Origin of the sequence: Pseudomonas khavaziana (genome assembly GCF_036704165.1) — a bacterium.
Taxonomy (GTDB): Bacteria; Pseudomonadota; Gammaproteobacteria; order Pseudomonadales; family Pseudomonadaceae; genus Aquipseudomonas; species Aquipseudomonas khavaziana.
This window is the reverse complement of the sequence record NZ_CP129946.1, coordinates 2,033,653-2,053,190: the sequence shown is the minus strand read 5'-3', so window position 1 is coordinate 2,053,190 and position 19,538 is coordinate 2,033,653. Positions and strand designations below refer to the sequence as shown.

Genomic DNA, 19,538 nt, shown 5'->3' with positions numbered 1-19,538 from the left:
TGTACGTGCTTCGTCGCGCACAATATCCGGCTGGCAACAATACCAAAATTGCGAACTGCTCTCGCGACGCCGTGCCGGCCGGTCGTTCTATACAGCCTGCGCACATTGCTACCGTTGTTCCCCAAACGCCCTCTCCGGCACTTAGACACCGCATGCTATTGAGAGCGCCTCAAGCGGAAAAGTCTTCCCCAGAACAGTATCAATCGATATGCATACATCGATAAAAAAATAGCCTGCATTTTAAGCGAGCGAATTGAAAACACTAGCGGAAAAACGAAGCTGCTGACGCTCAGTGTCAGGGGTACGATCATACTACGTGCGCGAAGGAGAATCCGAATTGCGTTACGTTGCAGCAGCTGCCTACAAGGGCGCCAGATGACGACGCCCAACCAATAGCTGAAACGCACTTGGACCGATTCAGTAGCATCAAGCAACCTTGGCCGTACGCGACTCCTCTTCCACCGCCGCTGGCGCTACGGGAGAGGGTTTACGAGCAGCAAAAACACCGCGTCGATTTATGAGCGACTCCCGAAACAATACCAATATGACACCCAGCACCAGGCCGATGATCAATCCAGCGCCTATTACCAGGGGTTTCTTCGGAAAGATAGGACTCAAAGGCTCCAATGCCTGCTTGTCGATAGCGACCAATTTCAAACGGCTCATATCGATATTCAGATTACGCAGACGAGCCTCTTCAGTTCGTATGGGCTCTACGCCGCTAAGGAATATATCTTCGTTCTCACGACTGTTAAGTACTTCGATCTGTCGATTGGACTCAAGCAATTGCAGCTCTTTGGCAATCTGTGCGATACGCCCTTCAGTGAAATCATCCGATTTGCGCTGCAGCAAAGCCGATCGCTCGGCCTCAAGGGCCTCGAAGCCCATGAAATATTGGGGAATAGCTTGGTTGTTGATTTCAGTACGGATGGTACTGGAAGCGCCGCTACGATCAGAGTCGCCGAGAGACGATGGCGTAGAGGGCTTTCTGATACCTAGCGATTTGGCTATACCTATGGATTCATTCAACTGCGCCATTCGGTCCATCCGCTGGGTCTTGAGTTGAGCCCTCAGCGCCTTAAGCTCATCGCGCAATTGTGCTCGGCGCATCACATCGGACTCCGTCAACGAGGCGATTTTGGCCTCCTTGTCGGTATCATAACTCGCACGAGCGGCGAGCATCTTGGCATTGAGTTCGTTCAACCGATTCTTAACTATCACGCTCAGATCCGCAGCGATCTGCTGGCGCTCAATCCCGATCGCGTAGTCGATAAAACCGTTCAGGATCGATACGCCATCCACACCTTTCGGATAATTCATCTGAAGTTTGATGTACGCGCTGAGCGAGTCGGCTTTTTTAGGGTCTGGCAGTACCAGATCAATGGATTTTCGATTGAATTCTTCGAAGCTCTGCTCCAGGGTACGCCCAGGCCGCACGAATGCCTCAAACAGCTTTTGATTGGCGCGGAAAAAACCCAGGCGCGTGTCATATGACTCTAAAGATGCGCCTACTCTCAACAATGCCTCTCCCGGCGGGAGGTTATACACATCAGACCGGTTGAGCGCGTCCAACTCATTAATTGCCGCAGGACGCAGCACACTGCTGACCTGATATTCAGGCGTTGCCAGAAAGGCGTATGCGGCGGCGATCAGGCCAGCCAATGCAATGACAAGCACAATAAGCTTTTTTTGCCGCCACAACGTGTGACACAGGGCAATAAGATCAATTTCATCTGACGATGGATTCAGGGGGGCGCGGAAGCTACTACTCACAACAAAAACCTGCCTTCAAGGAGAAACTGCGGGCTCGTTATGCAGACTAGATTGTGTGTTTTTATTCTATTTGGATTACCGCAAAAATCCGGCGTCTCTGCCAGATTTTTAGCGCACAAAATGCCCGTTATCGAGAACAGATTGCATTTTGCCATCTCCCCCATACATTACAAGTATTGACATGACTGTAGGATGATTCTTAAAAGGGCAGAAATAGGTGTAAAAGAAACTCGCTTGCCGGGAGGAGAAGATCGCTAACAAGGAAACATAAGGTAATGCTCAACGATACTGAGCAGTCCTAGGCCTTCACAAGCGCCGTAGCAGAAAAATGGCGCAGAAACATAAAGCCATTCAGAGGAAAAAAATCTGACAGACGGTCGTATGAATCTTTAGGCTTTTTGTAAAGAGGCCAGCACCTTTTCTATAGACGTGTTGCAGGTCGGGGTTTAGAACGCCGGCTACGAACCAGCATCCCCAACACCGGCCCAATCACCATCCCCACAATCAAAGCCACCACCACAAACACCGCAACCGGCATCTGCGCAGTACTCCAACCCAGGAACGACAGCGCAACACCCTGCTGGTTCTCCAACACAAACGCCAAAACCACCAGCGCCGCAAGCACTGCAATCATTACCGCAACAAAGCGCTTAACCCCACGCATAATCTTCTCCTACCCCAAAAACACTCAGACGCCTTCTTCCTCTTCTTCGTTCACCCGATCACGCAATTCCTTGCCCGGTTTGAAGTGGGGTACGAATTTGCCGTCGAGGCTGACGGATTGGCCGGTTTTTGGGTTACGGCCTACGCGCGGTGCACGGTAGTGCAGTGAGAAGCTGCCGAAGCCGCGGATCTCGATACGATCTCCGGTGGCCAGGCATTGGGACATTTGCTCAAGCATGGTCTTGATAGCCAGCTCCACATCCTTGGATGAGAGCAGCCCTTGATGGGTGACAATTCGTTCGATCAACTCCGACTTCGTCATATTTTTCCCTTCTTTTTCAAGCAGCTAGGAAAAGCGCTTCGAAGGTTTTAGCATGACTTGATGAATTTGAACAGCCCATGCATCAACTAATCTGCGGGCAGAATAAACACCTGCTACGAGCCCGTGCACCCTCATTTGCAGATCACCAACATCTTCCGAGTCACGGCGCCTGCAGGGTTCCAACCGAACAAGTAGTCACCCTCTTCGTCCTTGGCATCACTGGAGCGTGTGACAACCTTGTAGCCCTGCATCTTGCATTCTCGCGCAGCACGCTTCTCGCACTTTTCCCACTTGTTGCCCAGACCAGAGCAGTCAATCTCGACACCGCTGGCGCCGCGCTTGGCGTAGGTCTTGGCACTGGTGGAGGAACAACCTGCAAGCACCATCAACGCAAGTATTACAATAATCCTGTTCATTCAAGCCCTTATAGGTCAGCAAAACGAATAGCCTTCGTGAAGACTATAGTCAGTTCTGACATTGAGCTGAACGCCTTGGTTCTATGTTGTTGATTCATCAAATTTCAGGCGCAAAAAAGGGCGACCGAAGTCGCCCTTTTTCTACAGCTTTACAGAACTTAGTTCTGCTTAGCCATTGCTTCGCGCAGCAGGGAGGCCATGGTGGTCTCGCCTTTTTCAGCTTCCGGAGCGGCTTTCAGGCTCTGGATGGCTTCTTTCTCTTCAACTTCGTCTTTCGACTTGATGGAGAGTTGGATTACGCGGCTCTTGCGATCAACGCTGATGATCTTGGCTTCTACTTCCTGGCCTTCTTTCAGAACGTTGCGCGCGTCTTCAACGCGGTCACGGCTGATTTCGGAGGCTTTCAGAGTCGCTTCGATATCGTCGGCCAGAGTGATGATGGCGCCTTTAGCGTCAACTTCTTTCACAGTGCCCTTAACGATTGCGCCTTTGTCGTTCTCTTGAACGTACTCGGAGAACGGGTCGCTTTCCAGTTGCTTGATACCCAGGGAGATACGCTCACGCTCTGGGTCAACCGACAGGATAACGGTGTCCAGCTCGTCGCCCTTCTTGAAACGACGAACAGCTTCTTCGCCAACTTCGTTCCAGGAGATGTCGGACAGGTGAACCAGGCCGTCGATGCCGCCGTCCAGACCAATGAAGATACCGAAATCGGTGATCGACTTGATGGTGCCGGAGATTTTATCGCCCTTGTTGAACTGGCCAGAGAAATCTTCCCATGGGTTAGATTTGCACTGCTTGATGCCCAGGGAGATACGACGACGCTCTTCGTCGATGTCCAGAACCATAACTTCCACTTCGTCGCCGACTTGTACGACTTTCGAAGGGTGGATGTTCTTGTTGGTCCAGTCCATTTCGGAAACGTGTACCAGGCCTTCCACGCCTTCTTCCAGCTCTGCGAAGCAGCCGTAGTCGGTCAGGTTGGTAACACGCGCGGTTACGCGAGTGCTTTCTGGGTAACGAGCCTTGATAGCAACCCATGGATCTTCGCCCAGCTGCTTCAAGCCCAGGGAAACGCGGTTACGCTCACGATCGTACTTCAGAACCTTGACATCGATCTCGTCGCCAACGTTGACGATTTCGGAAGGATGCTTGATACGCTTCCAAGCCATGTCGGTAATGTGCAGCAGGCCATCGACGCCACCCAGATCGACGAATGCGCCGTAATCGGTGAGGTTCTTGACGATACCTTTGACTTGTTGGCCTTCCTGCAGGGATTCCAGCAGAGCTTCACGCTCGGCGGAGTTCTCTGCTTCCAGGACGCTGCGACGGGAAACGACAACGTTGTTGCGCTTCTGGTCGAGCTTGATGACCTTGAATTCGAGTTCCTTGCCTTCCAGGTGCGTGGTGTCGCGCACTGGACGAACGTCGACCAAAGAACCTGGCAGGAACGCACGGATGCCGTTAACGTCGACAGTGAAGCCGCCCTTAACCTTACCGTTGATAACGCCCTTGACCACTTCTTCAGCTGCGAAGGCTGCTTCGAGAACAATCCAGCATTCAGCGCGCTTGGCTTTTTCACGGGACAGCTTGGTTTCACCGAAACCGTCTTCAACCGAGTCCAGAGCAACGTGAACTTCGTCACCGACATTGATTGTCAGATCACCAGCATCGTTGTAGAACTGTTCCAGCGGGATCAGAGCTTCAGACTTCAGACCAGCGTGAACGGTTACCCAGCGAGCTTGGTAATCGATATCAACGATAACACCGGTGATGATGGAGCCTGCCTGAAGGTTCAGGGTTTTTAGGCTTTCTTCAAAGAGTTCCGCAAAGCTTTCGCTCATTTTAATTCCTGTTGATAAGGGCGAAGAATACGCCCATCTCCACACCCCAGACGGTATGGGTCAGTTTCAATTAGAAGAAGCACCGCAGGACTATGACTGGTCCCCTGCAGCCTTCTTGGTCACCCGGCGATATCGCGAATGGCGATCTCGCTCATGATGCGTTCCAGCACCTGCTCGATGGACAACTCCGTGGAATCCAGCTGTATGGCATCAGCCGCCGGCTTTAGCGGGGCTACTGCGCGCTGGGTATCACGCTCATCGCGTGCACGGATCTCATCTAGCAGACTCGACAGACTAACACCATCGACTTTGCCCTTCAACTGCAAGTAGCGGCGGCGCGCCCGCTCCTCGGCGCTGGCGGTCAGGAAAATCTTCAGCGGCGCGTCCGGAAACACCACGGTGCCCATGTCGCGGCCATCGGCCACCAGGCCCGGCGGCTCCTGGAACGCCCGCTGACGCTGCAGCAAGGCATCGCGCACGGTCGGCAGTGCGGCAACCTGGGACGCCCAGGAGCCGACTTGCTCGTTACGCAGGTCATCGGTCACATCATCGCCTTCGAGGATGATGCGCTGGGGATGACCTTCCGTCGCACCGACGAACTGCACATCCAGATGCGCAGCCAGCAGCTTGAGGGATTCTTCGTTGGTCAGGTCGACGCCATGGTTGCGCGCCGCGAACGCCAGCAGGCGGTACAGCGCGCCGGAATCGAGCAAGCACCAGCCCAGGCGCTTGGCCAGGATGCCGGCGATGGTGCCTTTGCCCGAGCCGCTTGGCCCGTCGATGGTAATCACCGGTGCTTTGATATTCACAATTGAGCCTCTTGGGCAACACGGATGCCGACTTGGGCACACAGTGTAAGAAAGTTCGGAAAAGATGTAGCAACGTTGGCGCAGTCACGGATACGAATCGGCGCCGCGGCCCGCAGGGAAGCCACGCTGAACGCCATGGCCACCCGGTGATCACCATGGGCCTGCACTTCACCCCCACCCATCGGGCCACCGTCAATGATAATCCCATCGGCCGTGGCTTCACACGTCACACCCAGGACCACCAGACCATCGGCCATGACCTGGATACGGTCGGACTCCTTGAGGCGCAATTCCTCGGCGCCGCGTAGTACGGTTCGACCTTCGGCGCAGGCAGCGGCGACAAAGAGCACAGGAAACTCATCGATTGCCAACGGCACCAGCGCCGCTGGAATCTCGATACCTTTGAGCTTGGCGGCACGTACACGCAAGTCAGCAACCGGCTCGCCACCCACCTCACGCGGATTTTCCAAGGTGATATCTGCGCCCATCAGCCGCAGGATATCGATCACCCCGGTGCGGGTCGGATTGACACCGACATGCTCCAGCAACAACTCGGAGCCCTCGGCAATCGACGCCGCCACCAGGAAAAACGCCGCAGACGAAATATCCCCAGGCACTTCAATATGGGTCGCGGCCAACTTTTGGCCCGGCTCCACGGACGCCGTCGCGCCCTCCACCGCCACCGAGCAGCCAAAACCACGCAACATGCGCTCGGTATGGTCGCGGGTCGGCGCAGGCTCGGTGACCGCGGTTTTACCCTGTGCATACAGGCCAGCCAGCAACAGGCAGGATTTAACCTGCGCACTGGCCATCGGCAATGCGTAGGTCAGACCTTTGAGCACTTGACCGCCACGTATGGTCAGCGGCGGGCGGCCTTCCGGTCCGGTCTCGATCACTGCACCCATTTCCCGCAGCGGCTTGGCCACGCGATCCATCGGGCGTTTGGACAGCGACGCATCGCCGGTCAGCACGCTATCGAAGCTCTGCGCCGCCAGCAAACCAGCCAGCAGACGCATGGACGTACCGGAATTACCCAGGTAGATCGGCCCCGGCGCAGCTTTCAACCCATGCAGGCCGACGCCATGGATAGTCACGCGCCCATGGTGCGGCCCTTCAATCACCACGCCCATGTCGCGAAATGCCTGCAAAGTCGCCAGGGCATCTTCGCCCTCAAGGAAACCTTCGACTTCTGTCACGCCCTCGGCCAACGAACCGAGCATGATCGAGCGATGAGAGATCGACTTATCACCCGGCACCCGAATACGCCCGCTCAAGCGGCCTCCCGGGCTGGCGATGAAAGTCAGCTCATCGGCGCTCACTGCGGTTTCCATATAAGCCCGGCGTGCCAGGATTTTGCTGAAATGCTCACGCGCCACCCGCGCCCGGGTGAACACGCCCAACAGTTGATGGCCGTCACCCGCGTCAACCGCGTCACGCAGGGCGTCGAGGTCGCTGCGGAAGGTGTCCAGGGTACGCAACACCGCTTCGCGATTGGCGAGGAAGATGTCGTGCCACATCACCGGGTCGCTGCCGGCAATCCGCGTAAAATCGCGGAAGCCACCGGCGGCATAGCGGAAAATCTCCAGGTTTTCATTGCGCTTGGCCAGGGAATCCACCAGGCCAAAAGCCAACAGATGGGGCAAATGACTGGTCGCCGCCAGCACTTCATCGTGGCGCTCGACCTGCATGTGCTCCACATCTGCCCCCAGCTCGCGCCAGAGACGATCCACGACGGCCAGCGCCGCCGGATCGGTTTGCGCAAGCGGCGTAAGGATCACCTTATGCCGACGAAACAACTGTGCATTGGAGGCTTCCACCCCGCTCTGCTCGGAACCGGCAATCGGATGGCCCGGCACAAAGCGCGGTGGCATTTCGCCAAATGCCAGCTGCGCAGCACGCACCACATTACCTTTGGCACTGCCGACGTCCGTAAGGATTGCCTGCCCCAGATCCAGGCCAGCCAACACTGCCAGCAACTTCTCCATGGCCAGGATCGGCACCGCGAGCTGGATCACATCCGCGCCTTGGCAAGCGATCGCCAGGTCCGCCTCACAGCGGTCCACCACGCCCAGCTCCACCGCCAACTTGCGCGACTGCGGGTCCAGATCCACCCCCACCACTTCGCCGCATAATCCGCTTTCGCGCAGGCCCTTGGCGAAGGAGCCACCGATCAATCCCAGGCCGACCACCACCAGGCGACCGATCATAGGCACAGCAGGTTGCAATGCAGTGACATCAACCACGGGCCAGAACCTTGGCCAGTGCCTCAAGGAAGCGGCTGTTCTCAGCCGGCAAACCGATGGTGATACGCAGGTGGTTCGGCATGCCGTAGTTGGCCACCGGGCGCACGATCACGCCTTCGCGCAGCAGGCCTTGGAACACCGGTGCGGCCACTTGGCCAAGATCGACGCAAATAAAGTTGCCCTTGGACGGAATCCAACCCAGGCCCAACTCGCGAAAGCCCTGCTGCAATTGCAGCATGCCGCTTTCGTTGATGCGACGTCCTTCTTCCAGGTACTCGGCATCCTTTACCGCCGCACACGCAGCCGCCAGGGCCAGACTGTTGACGTTGAACGGCTGGCGCACGCGGTTCAGCACATCGGCAACCACCGCCGTGGATAAGCCGTAGCCGACCCGCAGCGACGCCAGGCCATACGCCTTGGAGAACGTGCGCGATACCAGCAGATTCGGATAGGCCGCCAGGAAGTCGAGGCCGTCCGGCAGGTCGCTGCCCTCGGCGTACTCGATATAGGCTTCGTCCAGCACCACCAGCACGTGCTCCGGCACATCCTGCAGGAATTCGTTCAGTGCCTGCTCGCCAAACCAAGTGCCGGTCGGGTTGTTCGGGTTGGCGATAAACACCACGCGGGTTTGCGCGTCGATGGCCGCCAGCATCGCCGGCAGGTCGTGCCCCCAGTCTTTGGCAGGGATAACACGGGCATCCGCCCCCACCGCCTGGGTCACAATCGGGTAGACCGCAAACGCGTGTTCGCTGAACACCGCATTCAAGCCTGGCGCCAGGTAGGCTCGGCCGACCAGCTCAAGGATGTCGTTGGAGCCATTGCCCAGGGTCACTTGGTTCAGCTCGACCCGGCACTTGTCCGCCAGCAAAGACTTGAGCGCAAAACCGTTGCCATCGGGGTAACGGGTCAGCTCGACCAGCTCTTCCCGAATCGCCGCTAACACTTTGGGGCTCGGGCCCAGCGGGTTTTCGTTACTCGCCAGCTTGACGATTTTGGACGGATCCAGATTCAACTCGCGGGCCAGCTCGTCCACAGGCTTGCCTGGAACGTAAGGCGAGAGTTGTTGCACGCCCGGCTGCGCCAGGGCGAGGAAGTTGCCACTCATGTCAAAGCCTCACAAAACCGCTTTCGGGTACGAGCCCAGCACCTTGAGTGCTACGGCTTCCTGACTGATTTTCTCCAGCACGCCCTTGACCAGTGGGTCGCGGTGATGGCCGATGAAGTCGATAAAGAACACATAAGTCCATTTACCGCTGCGCGAAGGACGCGTTTCGATGCGCGTCAGGTCAATCCCGTTATCGTGGAATGGCACCAACAGCTCATGCAGCGCGCCGGGTTTGTTGCTCATGGAGACGATGATCGAGGTCTTGTCGTCGCCGGTCGGCGGTACTTCCTGACTGCCGATCATCAAGAAGCGCGTGGAGTTGTCCGGGCGATCTTCGATCTTCTCGGCCAGGCGCGTCAGGCCGTACAGGCCCGCAGCCATATCGCCGGCGATCGCCGCCGAATTCCACTCACCCTTGACCCGCTTGGCCGCTTCGGCGTTGCTGGACACCGCCACGCGCTCCACATTCGGGTAATGGGCGTCCAGCCACTTGCGGCACTGGGCCAGGGACTGGGCGTGGGAGTAGATGCGGCTGATGCTGTCGGTCTTGGTGTTCTCACCCACCAGCAGGTGATGGTGGATACGCAGCTCGACTTCGCCGCAGATCACCATGTCGTGCTCGAGAAAGCTGTCCAGGGTGTGGTTGACCGCGCCTTCGGTGGAGTTTTCCACCGGCACCACGCCAAAATTCACCGCCCCGGCCGCCACTTCGCGGAACACTTCGTCGATGGCCGCCATCGGCTTGCTGATCACCGCGTGGCCGAAGTGCTTCATGGCTGCGGCCTGGGTGAAGGTGCCTTCCGGGCCGAGGTAAGCCACTTTCAGCGGCTGCTCCAGCGCCAGGCACGAGGACATGATTTCACGGAACAACCGCGCCATCTCTTCGTTACCCAACGGGCCCCTGTTGCGCTCCATCACGCGCTTGAGCACCTGGGCTTCGCGCTCAGGCCGGTAGAACACCGGCACTTCACCTTCCGCCAGGGACGCCATTTTCACCCGTGCCACTTCCTGGGCACAGCGCGCGCGCTCACTGATCAGCTCCAGGACTTTCTCGTCCAGGCTATCAATGCGTACACGCAGGGCCTTGAGTTCTTGCTCAGACATTAGCCGTGTTCCTTTTCGAACTCTGCCATGTAGGCCACCAACGCGTTGATCGCGTGGATGTCGACAGCGTTGTAGATGGAGGCGCGCATGCCGCCGACCGAACGGTGGCCCTTGAGGTTCAGCAGGCCGCGCGCGTCGGCACCGGCCAGGAACGGCTTGTCCAGGCGATCATCGGCCAGGCGGAACGGCACGTTCATCCACGAGCGGTCAGTGAGGTTGATCGGGTTGCTGTACAGGCCGCTGGCGTCGATGAAGTCGTACAGGGTGCGCTTCTTCTCTTCGTTGCGCTTGCCCATGGCAGCCACACCGCCCTGCTCTTTCAGCCATTCGAACACCAGGCCCGACAGGTACCAGGCGAACGCTGGTGGGGTGTTGTACATCGAGCCGTTATCGGCCGCGACCTTGTAGTTGAGCATGGTCGGGCACAGCGAGCGCGCGCGACCGAGCAGGTCTTCGCGGATGATATTGACCAGGATGCCGCTCGGGCCGATGTTCTTCTGTGCGCCGGCATAGATCATGCCGTATTTGGAGACGTCGATCGGGCGCGAAAGGATGTCCGAAGACATGTCGCACACCAGCGGCACGTCACCCACTTCCGGCACCCAGTCGAATTCCAGGCCGCCAATGGTTTCGTTCGCTACGTAGTGGACGTAGGCCGCATCCTTCGAAAGCTTCCACTCGTTCTGACCTGGAATGGCGAAGTAGTCGTAGGGCTTGGCGGTGCCTGCCACATTGACGTGACCGTAGCGCGATGCCTCTTCAATGGCTTTCTGCCCCCAGATCCCGGTGTCGATATAGTCGGCAGTGCCATCTTCCGGCAACAGGTTCAGCGGCAGTTGAGCGAACTGCTGGCTCGCACCACCTTGCAGAAACAGCACTTTGTAGTCGGATGGGATGTCCAGCAAGTCGCGCAGGTCCTGCTCGGCCTTGGTGGCGATGGATACGAACTCATCGCTGCGATGGCTCATTTCCATCACGGAGAGGCCTTTTCCATGCCAGTCGAGGAGTTCACCCTGCGCACGCTGCAGGACTGCTTCAGGAAGCGCCGCGGGACCGGCACAGAAGTTATAGGCTCTCTTGCTCACATCCAATCTCTCTGATTTGGTGGGACTGAAATCAAACACTGTAGGAGCGAGCTTGCTCGCGAAAAACCCGAGGGCACAAGAGGGTATCAGGCAGCCCGCGTCATCGTTGGCGATTTTCGCGAGCAAGCTCGCTCCTACAGGGGGCGGCGTTGTTATTCCAAGGGGACAAACAACAAGGGGGCGAATCTTCATCCGCCCCCTGTGTGTCCGCTTATTCCTGCGGTTCTTCTTCGTCTGCGGCAGCATCGAGGGTTGGCTCGTCGACGTTGTCATCGCCGGCTGCGATTACCTCGCCGTCGAATTCCTCGCCTTCCAGCTCTTCATCTTCAACTTCCGAAGGCTCCTGCACACGCTCAAGACCGACGAGTTTTTCGTCCTTGGCCAGCTTGATCAGCGTCACGCCCTGGGTGTTACGGCCCAGGCTCGAGACTTCAGCCACGCGGGTACGCACCAGGGTGCCCTGGTCGGAAATCAGCATGATCTCTTCGCCATCGAGCACCTGCACCGCGCCGACCAGACGGCCGTTGCGGTCGTTGCTGACCATGGCGATCACGCCCTGGCCGCCACGCTTGTACTCCGGGAACTCGCTGATGGCGGTGCGCTTGCCATAACCACGCTCGGAAGCGGTGAGGATCTGGCTGCCTTCTTCCGGGATCAGCATCGAAATCAGCTTCTGCCCTTCTGGCAGGCGCATGCCACGCACACCGCGGGCGGTACGGCCCATGGCACGCACGTCGGATTCCTTGAAGCGCGTAACCTTGCCGCCGTCGGAGAACAGCATGACTTCGCGTTCGCCATCGGTAATGGCGGCGGAAATCAGTACGTCGCCTTCGTCCAGCTCCAGGGCGATCAGGCCCACGCTGCGTTGACGGCTGAAGGATTCCAGCGGGGTCTTCTTCACGGTGCCCTTGGCGGTCGCCATGAAGATGAAGTGACCTTCGGTGTATTCCTCGACCGGCAGCATGGTGGTGATGTATTCATCACTGTCCAGCGGCAGCAGGTTGACCAGTGGGCGACCACGGGCGGCGCGGGAGGCTTCCGGGATTTCGTAGGTTTTCAGCCAGTACACCTTGCCCTTGCTGGAGAACAGCAGGAGCGTGGTGTGGCTGTTGGCGACCAGCAGGTGAGCGATGTAGTCCTCATCCTTGACGCCGGTAGCCGATTTGCCTTTACCGCCACGGCGCTGGGCCTGGTACGCAGCCAGCGGCTGGGTCTTGGCATAGCCGCCGTGGGAGATGGTCACCACACGCTCTTCTTCCGGGATCATGTCACCCAGGGTCAGGTCGAGGCGTGCATCGAGGATTTCGGTGCGGCGCACGTCGCCGTATTCGGCGCGGATCACTTCCAGTTCTTCGCGGATCACTTCCATCAGGCGCACGGCGCTGCTGAGGATGCGGATCAGCTCGCCGATCTGGTTGAGGATCTCCTGGTACTCGGCCAGCAGCTTCTCGTGCTCAAGGCCCGTGAGGCGGTGCAGGCGCAGTTCCAGGATAGCCTGGGCCTGTTCCGGCGACAGGAAGTACTTGCCTTCGCGCAGGCCATACTGTGGGTCCAGGGTCTCTGGACGGCACGAGTCGGCGCCGGCACGCTCAACCATGGCCACCACGGCGCTGGATTCCCAAGGCGTGCTGATCAGCGCTTCCTTGGCTTCCGAGGGGGTAGGCGAGGCCTTGATCAAGGCGATGACCGGGTCGATGTTCGACAGCGCAACGGCCTGGCCTTCCAGGATGTGCCCGCGTTCGCGAGCCTTGCGCAGTTCGAACACGGTACGGCGGGTCACCACTTCGCGGCGGTGACGCACGAAGGCTTCCAGCAGGTCCTTGAGGTTCAGGATGCGTGGGCGGCCGTCGATCAGAGCAACTACGTTGATACCAAACACGCTTTGCAGCTGGGTCTGGGCGTAGAGGTTGTTGAGGATCACCTCAGGCACTTCGCCACGACGCAGCTCGATCACTACGCGCATGCCGTCCTTGTCGGACTCGTCGCGCAGCTCGGTGATGCCTTCGAGCTTCTTCTCTTTAACCAGCTCGGCGATCTTCTCGATCAGGCGCGCCTTGTTCAACTGGTACGGGAGTTCGGTGATGACGATCTGCTGGCGACCACCGACCTTGTCGATGTCTTCGATCATCGAGCGGGCGCGCATGTAAATGCGCCCGCGACCGGTGCGGTAGGCTTCGATGATGCCGGCGCGACCGTTGATGATCGCGGCGGTCGGGAAGTCCGGGCCCGGGATGTATTGCATCAGCTCATCGACGGTCAGCTCCGGGTTGTCGATAAGGGCCAGGCAACCGTCGATGACTTCACCGAGGTTGTGCGGCGGGATGTTGGTGGCCATGCCCACGGCAATACCGCTGGAACCGTTGACCAGCAGGTTGGGGATGCGGGTGGGCATGACAGCCGGGATCATTTCGGTGCCGTCGTAGTTCGGCACCCAGTCCACGGTTTCTTTATGCAGGTCGGCCAGCAGCTCGTGCGCCAGCTTGGTCATGCGCACTTCGGTGTATCGCATGGCCGCGGCGTTGTCGCCGTCGACCGAACCGAAGTTGCCCTGGCCGTCTACCAGCAGGTAGCGCAGGGAAAACGGCTGGGCCATCCGAACGATGGTGTCGTACACCGCAGTGTCGCCGTGAGGGTGATACTTACCGATCACGTCACCGACAACACGGGCAGATTTCTTGTACGGCTTGTTCCAGTCGTTACCCAGCTCGCTCATCGCGAACAGCACACGCCGGTGCACGGGCTTCAAGCCATCGCGCGCATCAGGCAGTGCCCGACCGACAATTACGCTCATCGCGTAGTCGAGGTAGGACTGTTTCAGCTCGTCTTCGATATTGACCGGGAGGATTTCTTTGGCCAGTTCGCCCATGAGAAGCCTGATTCCTTTTTCGGGTGAAACTTCGTCGCATCCATATGGGACGAACGAAGCTCGCCGCTGCCGGCACAGCGCCTGACAACGACTTACGACAAATCAACGAGTTATGACACGGATCTGCACGTTATGGGCAACCCCTCGAGGTGGCCCTGGAAACCGCCGGATGTTATCACAATCGCCGCCACGCACCTATCCCCCTGATGCGCATGGAGACTAGTAATTTGACGGATGACAGGCTTGAGGGCGACGAGAGGGGCTCAGAGGTGGGGTGGCGCTTTTTTTTGAGGCTGGATCTGGATGCTTTGTTGACTTCAAGGGCCAATCGGGGGCTTGCTCCCGATTGCTATTTCACAGACACCACAGGCCTCAATGCAGCCGCTTACGGCACATCAACCTGGCCAATTTGGCCGTATCCGGCCGCTCGACCACGCCCTTCTCAGTCACGATCACGTCAATCAGGTCAGCCGGGGTGACATCAAACACCGGATTAATAGCCTCTACCGTCAAGCGCTGCCCCATTACCTCCAGCAACTCGCCGGGATCACGCGCCTCCAGCGCAACGTCATCGCCAGTAGCCATCATCAGGTCGAGGGTCGAGCTTGGCGCCACCACCATGAAGCGCACGCCGTGGTGCATGGCGCAGACGGCCAGCTGATAAGTGCCGATCTTGCTGACCACATCGCCATTGGCGGCAATGCAGTCGGCGCCGACAATTACCCAGGTCACGCCCTTGGTCTTGAGGATATGCGCCCCCGACGAATCGGCATTCACCGTCACCGGGATGCCGTCGCCCGCCAGTTCCCAGGCAGTCAGCCGCGAGCCTTGCAGCCAGGGCCGGGTCTCGTTGACATAGACTTGCTCGACCAACCCTTCAAGGAACGCTGCGCGAATGACCCCGAGGGCCGTGCCGACGCCGCCCGTGGCCAAAGCGCCAGTGTTGCCATGGGTCAGGATCGCCTGGGCGTTGCCCTGGTGCTTGCGAATCCGCTCTACGCCTAGCTGGGCCATAACGAAATTGGCCTCGCGGTCGCTTTCATGAATCGCAATGGCTTCGGCTTCCAGCACCGCCAGCGGATCGGCGTGCTTCTTGAGGCGGTCCAGGCGGTCGCGCATGCGCTGCAAGGCCCAGAACAGGTTCGAGGCAGTAGGTCGGGTATTGGCTAACAGTGCGTAGTCTTCTTCCCAGGCAGCCTGCCAGTCGCCGCCTTCGGCAATGCGTGCACGGGCGGCCAGGACCAGGCCATAGGCGGCGCAGATGCCAATGGCCGGCGCGCCCCGTACCAGCATCGAGCGGATGGCATCGGCCACTGCCCCTACGGTATGGCAGGCTACCCAGCTTTCCTGGGACGGCAAAACACGCTGATCGAGCAGATACAGCGCGCCATCACGCCAGTCGATGGCCTTCACGTTCTCTGCAGCCAACAGTCGGTCGCGCATCCCTTACCCCGCACTCATGAACAAAAGCCGCGGATTATAGCGATCCGCCAGCCAGGACGCTCGGGTATACTTCGCCCTTCTTTTATAGCTGCCTGGGAAGAAGCCTGCGATGACCACCTCTGCCGCCCCGCTCGACTTGCTGCTGCTGCCGACCTGGCTGGTACCCGTCGAACCTGCCGGCGTAGTGCTCAAGGAGCATGGCCTGGGCATCCGCGACGGGTGCATTGCCTTTATCGGCCCGCGGGCTGCGGCGTTGAAGCTTGCGGCCAAGGAAGTGCGCGAGCTGCCCGGCATGCTGCTCAGCCCCGGCCTGATCAACGCCCACGGCCATGCAGCCATGAGCCTGTTCCGTGGCCTGGCCGACGACCTGCCGCTGATGACCTGGCTGGAAAAACACATCTGGCCCGCTGAAGCCAAGTGGGTCGATGAAGCCTTTGTGCGCGACGGCACCAACCTGGCCATCGCCGAACAGATCAAGGGCGGCATTACCTGCTTTTGCGACATGTACTTCTTCCCCAAGGTTGCCAGCGACTGCGTGCACAACAGCGGCATGCGCGCACAGATCGCGATGCCGATCCTCGATTTCCCGATTCCCGGCGCCAGCAGTGCCGACGAGGCGCTTCGCCAGGCTATCGAGCTGTTCGGCGACCTCAAGCATCACCCGCGCATCAAGATCGCCTTTGGCCCTCACGCGCCCTACACCGTGAGCGATGCCAATTTGGAGAAAATCCGTGTGGTCGCCGAGGAGCTGGACGCCACGATCCATATGCATGTGCATGAAACCGCCTTCGAAGTGCAGCAAGCCGTGGAGCAGACCGGCGAGCGGCCATTGGCGCGCCTGGGTCGCCTCGGCTTGCTGGGGCCGCGCTTCCAGGCCGTTCATATGACCCAAATCAGCGAGGATGACCTGGCTTTACTGGTAGAAAGCAACACCAGCGTTATCCATTGCCCGGAATCGAACCTGAAACTCGCCAGCGGCTTTTGTCCAGTGGAGCGCTTGTGGCAGGCAGGGGTCAATGTGGCCGTCGGCACCGACGGCGCCGCCAGCAACAATGACCTGGACCTGCTGGGCGAAACCCGCACCGCCGCGATGCTGGCCAAGGCCGTCGCCGGGTCGGCCACCGCCCTGGATGCGCACCGCGCCCTGCGTATGGCGACGCTCAACGGCGCGCGCGCCATGGGCCTGGAAAGCCAGATTGGCTCGCTGGAAGTGGGCAAAGCAGCAGATATGGTCGCCTTTGATTTGTCGGGGCTGGCGCAACAACCGATCTACGATCCGGTCTCACAGCTTATATATGCCACCGGGCGCGATTGCGTGAAACACCTTTGGGTCGCCGGCAAGCCATTGCTCGACGATCGGCAATTGACCCGCATGGATGAACAACAGTTGACCGCCACGGCCATCGCCTGGGGCCAACGCATCAGCGGGCACAGCGAATAACGAAGGTGCTGGCCCCTGCGTTCAGCACCGACATACCGATTTATCAGATTCTAGAGGATTCACCATGAGCAACGTCGACCACGCCGAAATCGCCAAGTTCGAAGCCCTGGCCCACCGCTGGTGGGACCGCGAAAGCGAGTTCAAGCCCCTGCACGACATCAACCCATTGCGGGTCAACTGGATTGACGAACGCGTCAACCTGGCCGGCAAAAAAGTGCTGGACGTCGGTTGCGGCGGCGGCATCCTCAGCGAAGCCATGGCCCAGCGCGGCGCCACGGTGATGGGCATCGACATGGGCGAAGCGCCCCTGGCCGTGGCCCAGTTGCACCAGCTGGAATCCGGCGTGAGCGTGGAATACCGCCAGATCACCGCCGAAGCCCTGGCCGAGGAAATGCCCGAGCAGTTCGACGTGGTCACCTGCCTGGAGATGCTGGAGCACGTACCCGACCCATCCTCGGTGATCCGTGCGTGTTTCCGCATGGTCAAGCCCGGCGGCCAGGTGTTCTTCTCCACCATCAACCGCAACCCCAAGGCTTACCTGTTCGCGATCATCGGCGCCGAATACATCATGAAGCTGCTGCCGCGTGGCACCCATGACTTCAAGAAATTCATCCGCCCTTCCGAGCTGGGCGCGTGGAGCCGACAGGCCGGGCTGACGGTCAAGGACATCATCGGCCTGACCTACAACCCGCTGACCAAGCACTACAAACTGGCCAGCGACGTTGACGTCAACTACATGATCCAGACCCTGCGCGAGGAGTAAGCCTGTGAAGTTGCGAGCGGTTCTCTTCGACATGGACGGTACCCTGCTGGATACCGCGCCGGACTTTATCGCCATCTGCCAGGCCATGCGCGCCGACCGGGGCCTGGAACCGATCAACCCGCAGCATATCCGTGATGAGATATCCGGCGGTGCGCGGGCAATGGTCGCGGTGACTTTCTCGATGGACCCGGAATCACCCGGCTTTGAAGCACTGCGCCTGGAATTCCTCGAGCGCTACCTCAAGGACTGTGCAGTTCACAGCAAACTGTTCGACGGCATGGCTGAGCTGCTGGAAGACATCGAGAAAGCCAAGCTGATCTGGGGCGTAGTCACCAACAAGCCCGTGCGCTTTGCCGAACCGATCATGCAGCGACTGGGCCTGGCCGAGCGCTCGGCCGTGCTGATCTGCCCGGACCACGTGAAGAACAGCAAGCCGGACCCCGAGCCAATGATCCTGGCGTGCAAGATGCTCGACCTGGACCCAGCCAGCGTGCTGTTCGTGGGCGATGACCTGCGCGATATCGAGTCCGGCCGCGGCGCCGGTACCCGCACGGCGGCGGTGACCTACGGCTATATCCACCCGGATGACAACCCACGTCACTGGGGCGCGGATGTGGTGGTGGACCACCCGCTGGAGCTGCGCAAGGTGCTGGATAACGCGCTGTGCAGTTGCTGAAGCGCTATCACCCACCTGTAGGAGCGAGCTTGCTCGCGAAGAATCCGAGGACGACGCGTTTATCCTGATCCCCCGCGTTATCGTTAACGTTTTTCGCGAGCAAGCTCGCTCCTACAGAAGGCACGTGGATTTTCTGTGAATTTTGTCGAGGCTATTTATGTTTGATTACTCCGCACCTCCAGAACTGCTCAAAGGCCGCATCATCCTGGTAACCGGCGCCGGTCGCGGGATTGGCGCGGCAGCGGCGAAGACCTATGCCGCCCATGGCGCTACCGTGCTGTTGCTGGGCAAGACCGAAGCCAATCTGGCCCAGGTGTATGACGAGATCGAAGCCGCCGGCCACCCGCAACCGGTGGTGATCCCGTTCAACCTGGAGACCGCCCTGCCCCATCAGTACGATGAGTTGGCGGCGATGATCGAAAAGGAATTCGGCCACCTCGACGGCCTGCTGCACAATGCCTCGATCATTGGCCCGCGCACGCCCATCGAGCAGTTGTCCGGCGAGAATTTCATGCGGGTGATGCATGTGAACGTCAACGCGATGTTCATGCTGACCGCCACCTTGCTGCCGTTGCTCAAGCTGTCCCAGGATGCGTCGGTGGTGTTCACCTCCAGCAGCGTCGGGCGTAAGGGCCGTGCCTATTGGGGTGCCTATGGGGTGTCGAAATTCGCCACCGAGGGGCTGATGCAGACCCTGGCCGATGAGCTTGAGGATGTGGCGGCAGTACGCTCGAACAGCATCAACCCCGGCGGCACGCGCACCAGCATGCGGGCCCAGGCGTATCCAGGGGAAAATCCGATGGAGCGGCCGGCACCGGAAGAGATCATGCCGGTGTACCTGTACCTGATGGGGCCGGACAGTTCCGGCATCAATGGGCAGGCGTTTGACGCGCAATAATAGACATACATAAGTATTAAATGTGGCAGGGGGCTTGCTCCCGATAGCGGTGGGTCAGCCAATAAATGCATTGACTGACACTCAGCT

The 19,538-nt window shown here is 59.2% G+C and carries 16 protein-coding genes; 4 read left to right on the top strand and 12 right to left on the bottom strand.

The window, feature by feature from the left end:
- Positions 1-426 precede the first annotated feature (426 nt).
- The 12 genes from QYQ93_RS09125 to mtnA all read right to left on the bottom strand — a co-directional run bounded on the left by QYQ93_RS09125 (position 427) and on the right by mtnA (position 15,673).
- Positions 427-1,773 carry a Wzz/FepE/Etk N-terminal domain-containing protein gene (locus QYQ93_RS09125; protein WP_338476759.1) on the bottom strand — a complete coding sequence of 449 codons (1,347 nt, stop codon included), beginning with the start codon at positions 1,771-1,773 and terminating at the stop codon, positions 427-429.
- A gap of 421 nt (positions 1,774-2,194) precedes the next feature.
- Positions 2,195-2,437, bottom strand: a complete 243-nt coding sequence (locus QYQ93_RS09120; protein WP_338476758.1) for a LapA family protein — start codon at positions 2,435-2,437, stop codon at positions 2,195-2,197.
- Positions 2,438-2,461: 24 nt separating this feature from the next.
- Positions 2,462-2,758 (bottom strand): integration host factor subunit beta, encoded by a 297-nt coding sequence (ihfB, locus tag QYQ93_RS09115; protein ID WP_003189779.1) that lies wholly within the window; start codon positions 2,756-2,758, stop codon positions 2,462-2,464.
- A 131-nt stretch (positions 2,759-2,889) separates the two neighbouring features.
- The gene (locus QYQ93_RS09110) at positions 2,890-3,174 is read right to left on the bottom strand and encodes a lipoprotein (protein WP_043047442.1); all 285 of its coding nucleotides are present in this window, start codon (positions 3,172-3,174) and stop codon (positions 2,890-2,892) included.
- Between the two features lie 158 nt (positions 3,175-3,332).
- A complete protein-coding gene (rpsA, locus tag QYQ93_RS09105; protein WP_043047443.1) occupies positions 3,333-5,018 on the bottom strand; it encodes a 30S ribosomal protein S1 in 1,686 nt (561 codons plus the stop codon).
- Positions 5,019-5,137: 119 nt separating this feature from the next.
- Positions 5,138-5,827 carry a (d)CMP kinase gene (cmk, locus tag QYQ93_RS09100; protein WP_338476757.1) on the bottom strand — a complete coding sequence of 230 codons (690 nt, stop codon included), beginning with the start codon at positions 5,825-5,827 and terminating at the stop codon, positions 5,138-5,140.
- Positions 5,824-8,034 carry a bifunctional prephenate dehydrogenase/3-phosphoshikimate 1-carboxyvinyltransferase gene (locus tag QYQ93_RS09095; RefSeq protein WP_338477244.1) on the bottom strand — a complete coding sequence of 737 codons (2,211 nt, stop codon included), beginning with the start codon at positions 8,032-8,034 and terminating at the stop codon, positions 5,824-5,826. The genes cmk and QYQ93_RS09095 overlap by 4 nt, the downstream gene beginning before the upstream one ends.
- 28 nt (positions 8,035-8,062) lie before the next feature.
- Positions 8,063-9,175: a histidinol-phosphate transaminase gene (hisC, locus tag QYQ93_RS09090; protein ID WP_338476756.1), complete on the bottom strand. Its 1,113-nt coding sequence runs from the start codon at positions 9,173-9,175 to the stop codon at positions 8,063-8,065.
- A gap of 9 nt (positions 9,176-9,184) precedes the next feature.
- Positions 9,185-10,279 (bottom strand): prephenate dehydratase, encoded by a 1,095-nt coding sequence (pheA, locus tag QYQ93_RS09085; RefSeq protein WP_043047445.1) that lies wholly within the window; start codon positions 10,277-10,279, stop codon positions 9,185-9,187.
- Positions 10,279-11,364 carry a 3-phosphoserine/phosphohydroxythreonine transaminase gene (serC, locus tag QYQ93_RS09080; protein WP_043047446.1) on the bottom strand — a complete coding sequence of 362 codons (1,086 nt, stop codon included), beginning with the start codon at positions 11,362-11,364 and terminating at the stop codon, positions 10,279-10,281. The genes pheA and serC overlap by 1 nt, the downstream gene beginning before the upstream one ends.
- A gap of 211 nt (positions 11,365-11,575) precedes the next feature.
- Positions 11,576-14,230 (bottom strand): DNA gyrase subunit A, encoded by a 2,655-nt coding sequence (gene gyrA, locus QYQ93_RS09075; RefSeq protein WP_046071543.1) that lies wholly within the window; start codon positions 14,228-14,230, stop codon positions 11,576-11,578.
- Between the two features lie 372 nt (positions 14,231-14,602).
- Positions 14,603-15,673: an S-methyl-5-thioribose-1-phosphate isomerase gene (gene mtnA / locus QYQ93_RS09070; RefSeq protein WP_338476755.1), complete on the bottom strand. Its 1,071-nt coding sequence runs from the start codon at positions 15,671-15,673 to the stop codon at positions 14,603-14,605.
- Between the two features lie 109 nt (positions 15,674-15,782).
- On the opposite strand from mtnA, the gene QYQ93_RS09065 reads away from it, so the two are divergent.
- From QYQ93_RS09065 to QYQ93_RS09050, 4 genes are all read left to right on the top strand, one after another.
- Positions 15,783-17,114, top strand: coding sequence for a TRZ/ATZ family hydrolase (locus tag QYQ93_RS09065; protein WP_043047449.1), 1,332 nt, complete (start codon positions 15,783-15,785; stop codon positions 17,112-17,114).
- A 64-nt stretch (positions 17,115-17,178) separates the two neighbouring features.
- Positions 17,179-17,877 (top strand): bifunctional 2-polyprenyl-6-hydroxyphenol methylase/3-demethylubiquinol 3-O-methyltransferase UbiG, encoded by a 699-nt coding sequence (ubiG, locus tag QYQ93_RS09060; RefSeq protein WP_003172645.1) that lies wholly within the window; start codon positions 17,179-17,181, stop codon positions 17,875-17,877.
- A gap of 4 nt (positions 17,878-17,881) precedes the next feature.
- Positions 17,882-18,553 (top strand): N-acetylmuramic acid 6-phosphate phosphatase MupP, encoded by a 672-nt coding sequence (gene mupP, locus QYQ93_RS09055; RefSeq protein ID WP_043047450.1) that lies wholly within the window; start codon positions 17,882-17,884, stop codon positions 18,551-18,553.
- 157 nt (positions 18,554-18,710) lie between these two features.
- The gene (locus tag QYQ93_RS09050) at positions 18,711-19,451 is read left to right on the top strand and encodes a YciK family oxidoreductase (RefSeq protein WP_338476754.1); all 741 of its coding nucleotides are present in this window, start codon (positions 18,711-18,713) and stop codon (positions 19,449-19,451) included.
- The last annotated feature ends 87 nt before the right edge of the window (positions 19,452-19,538 follow it).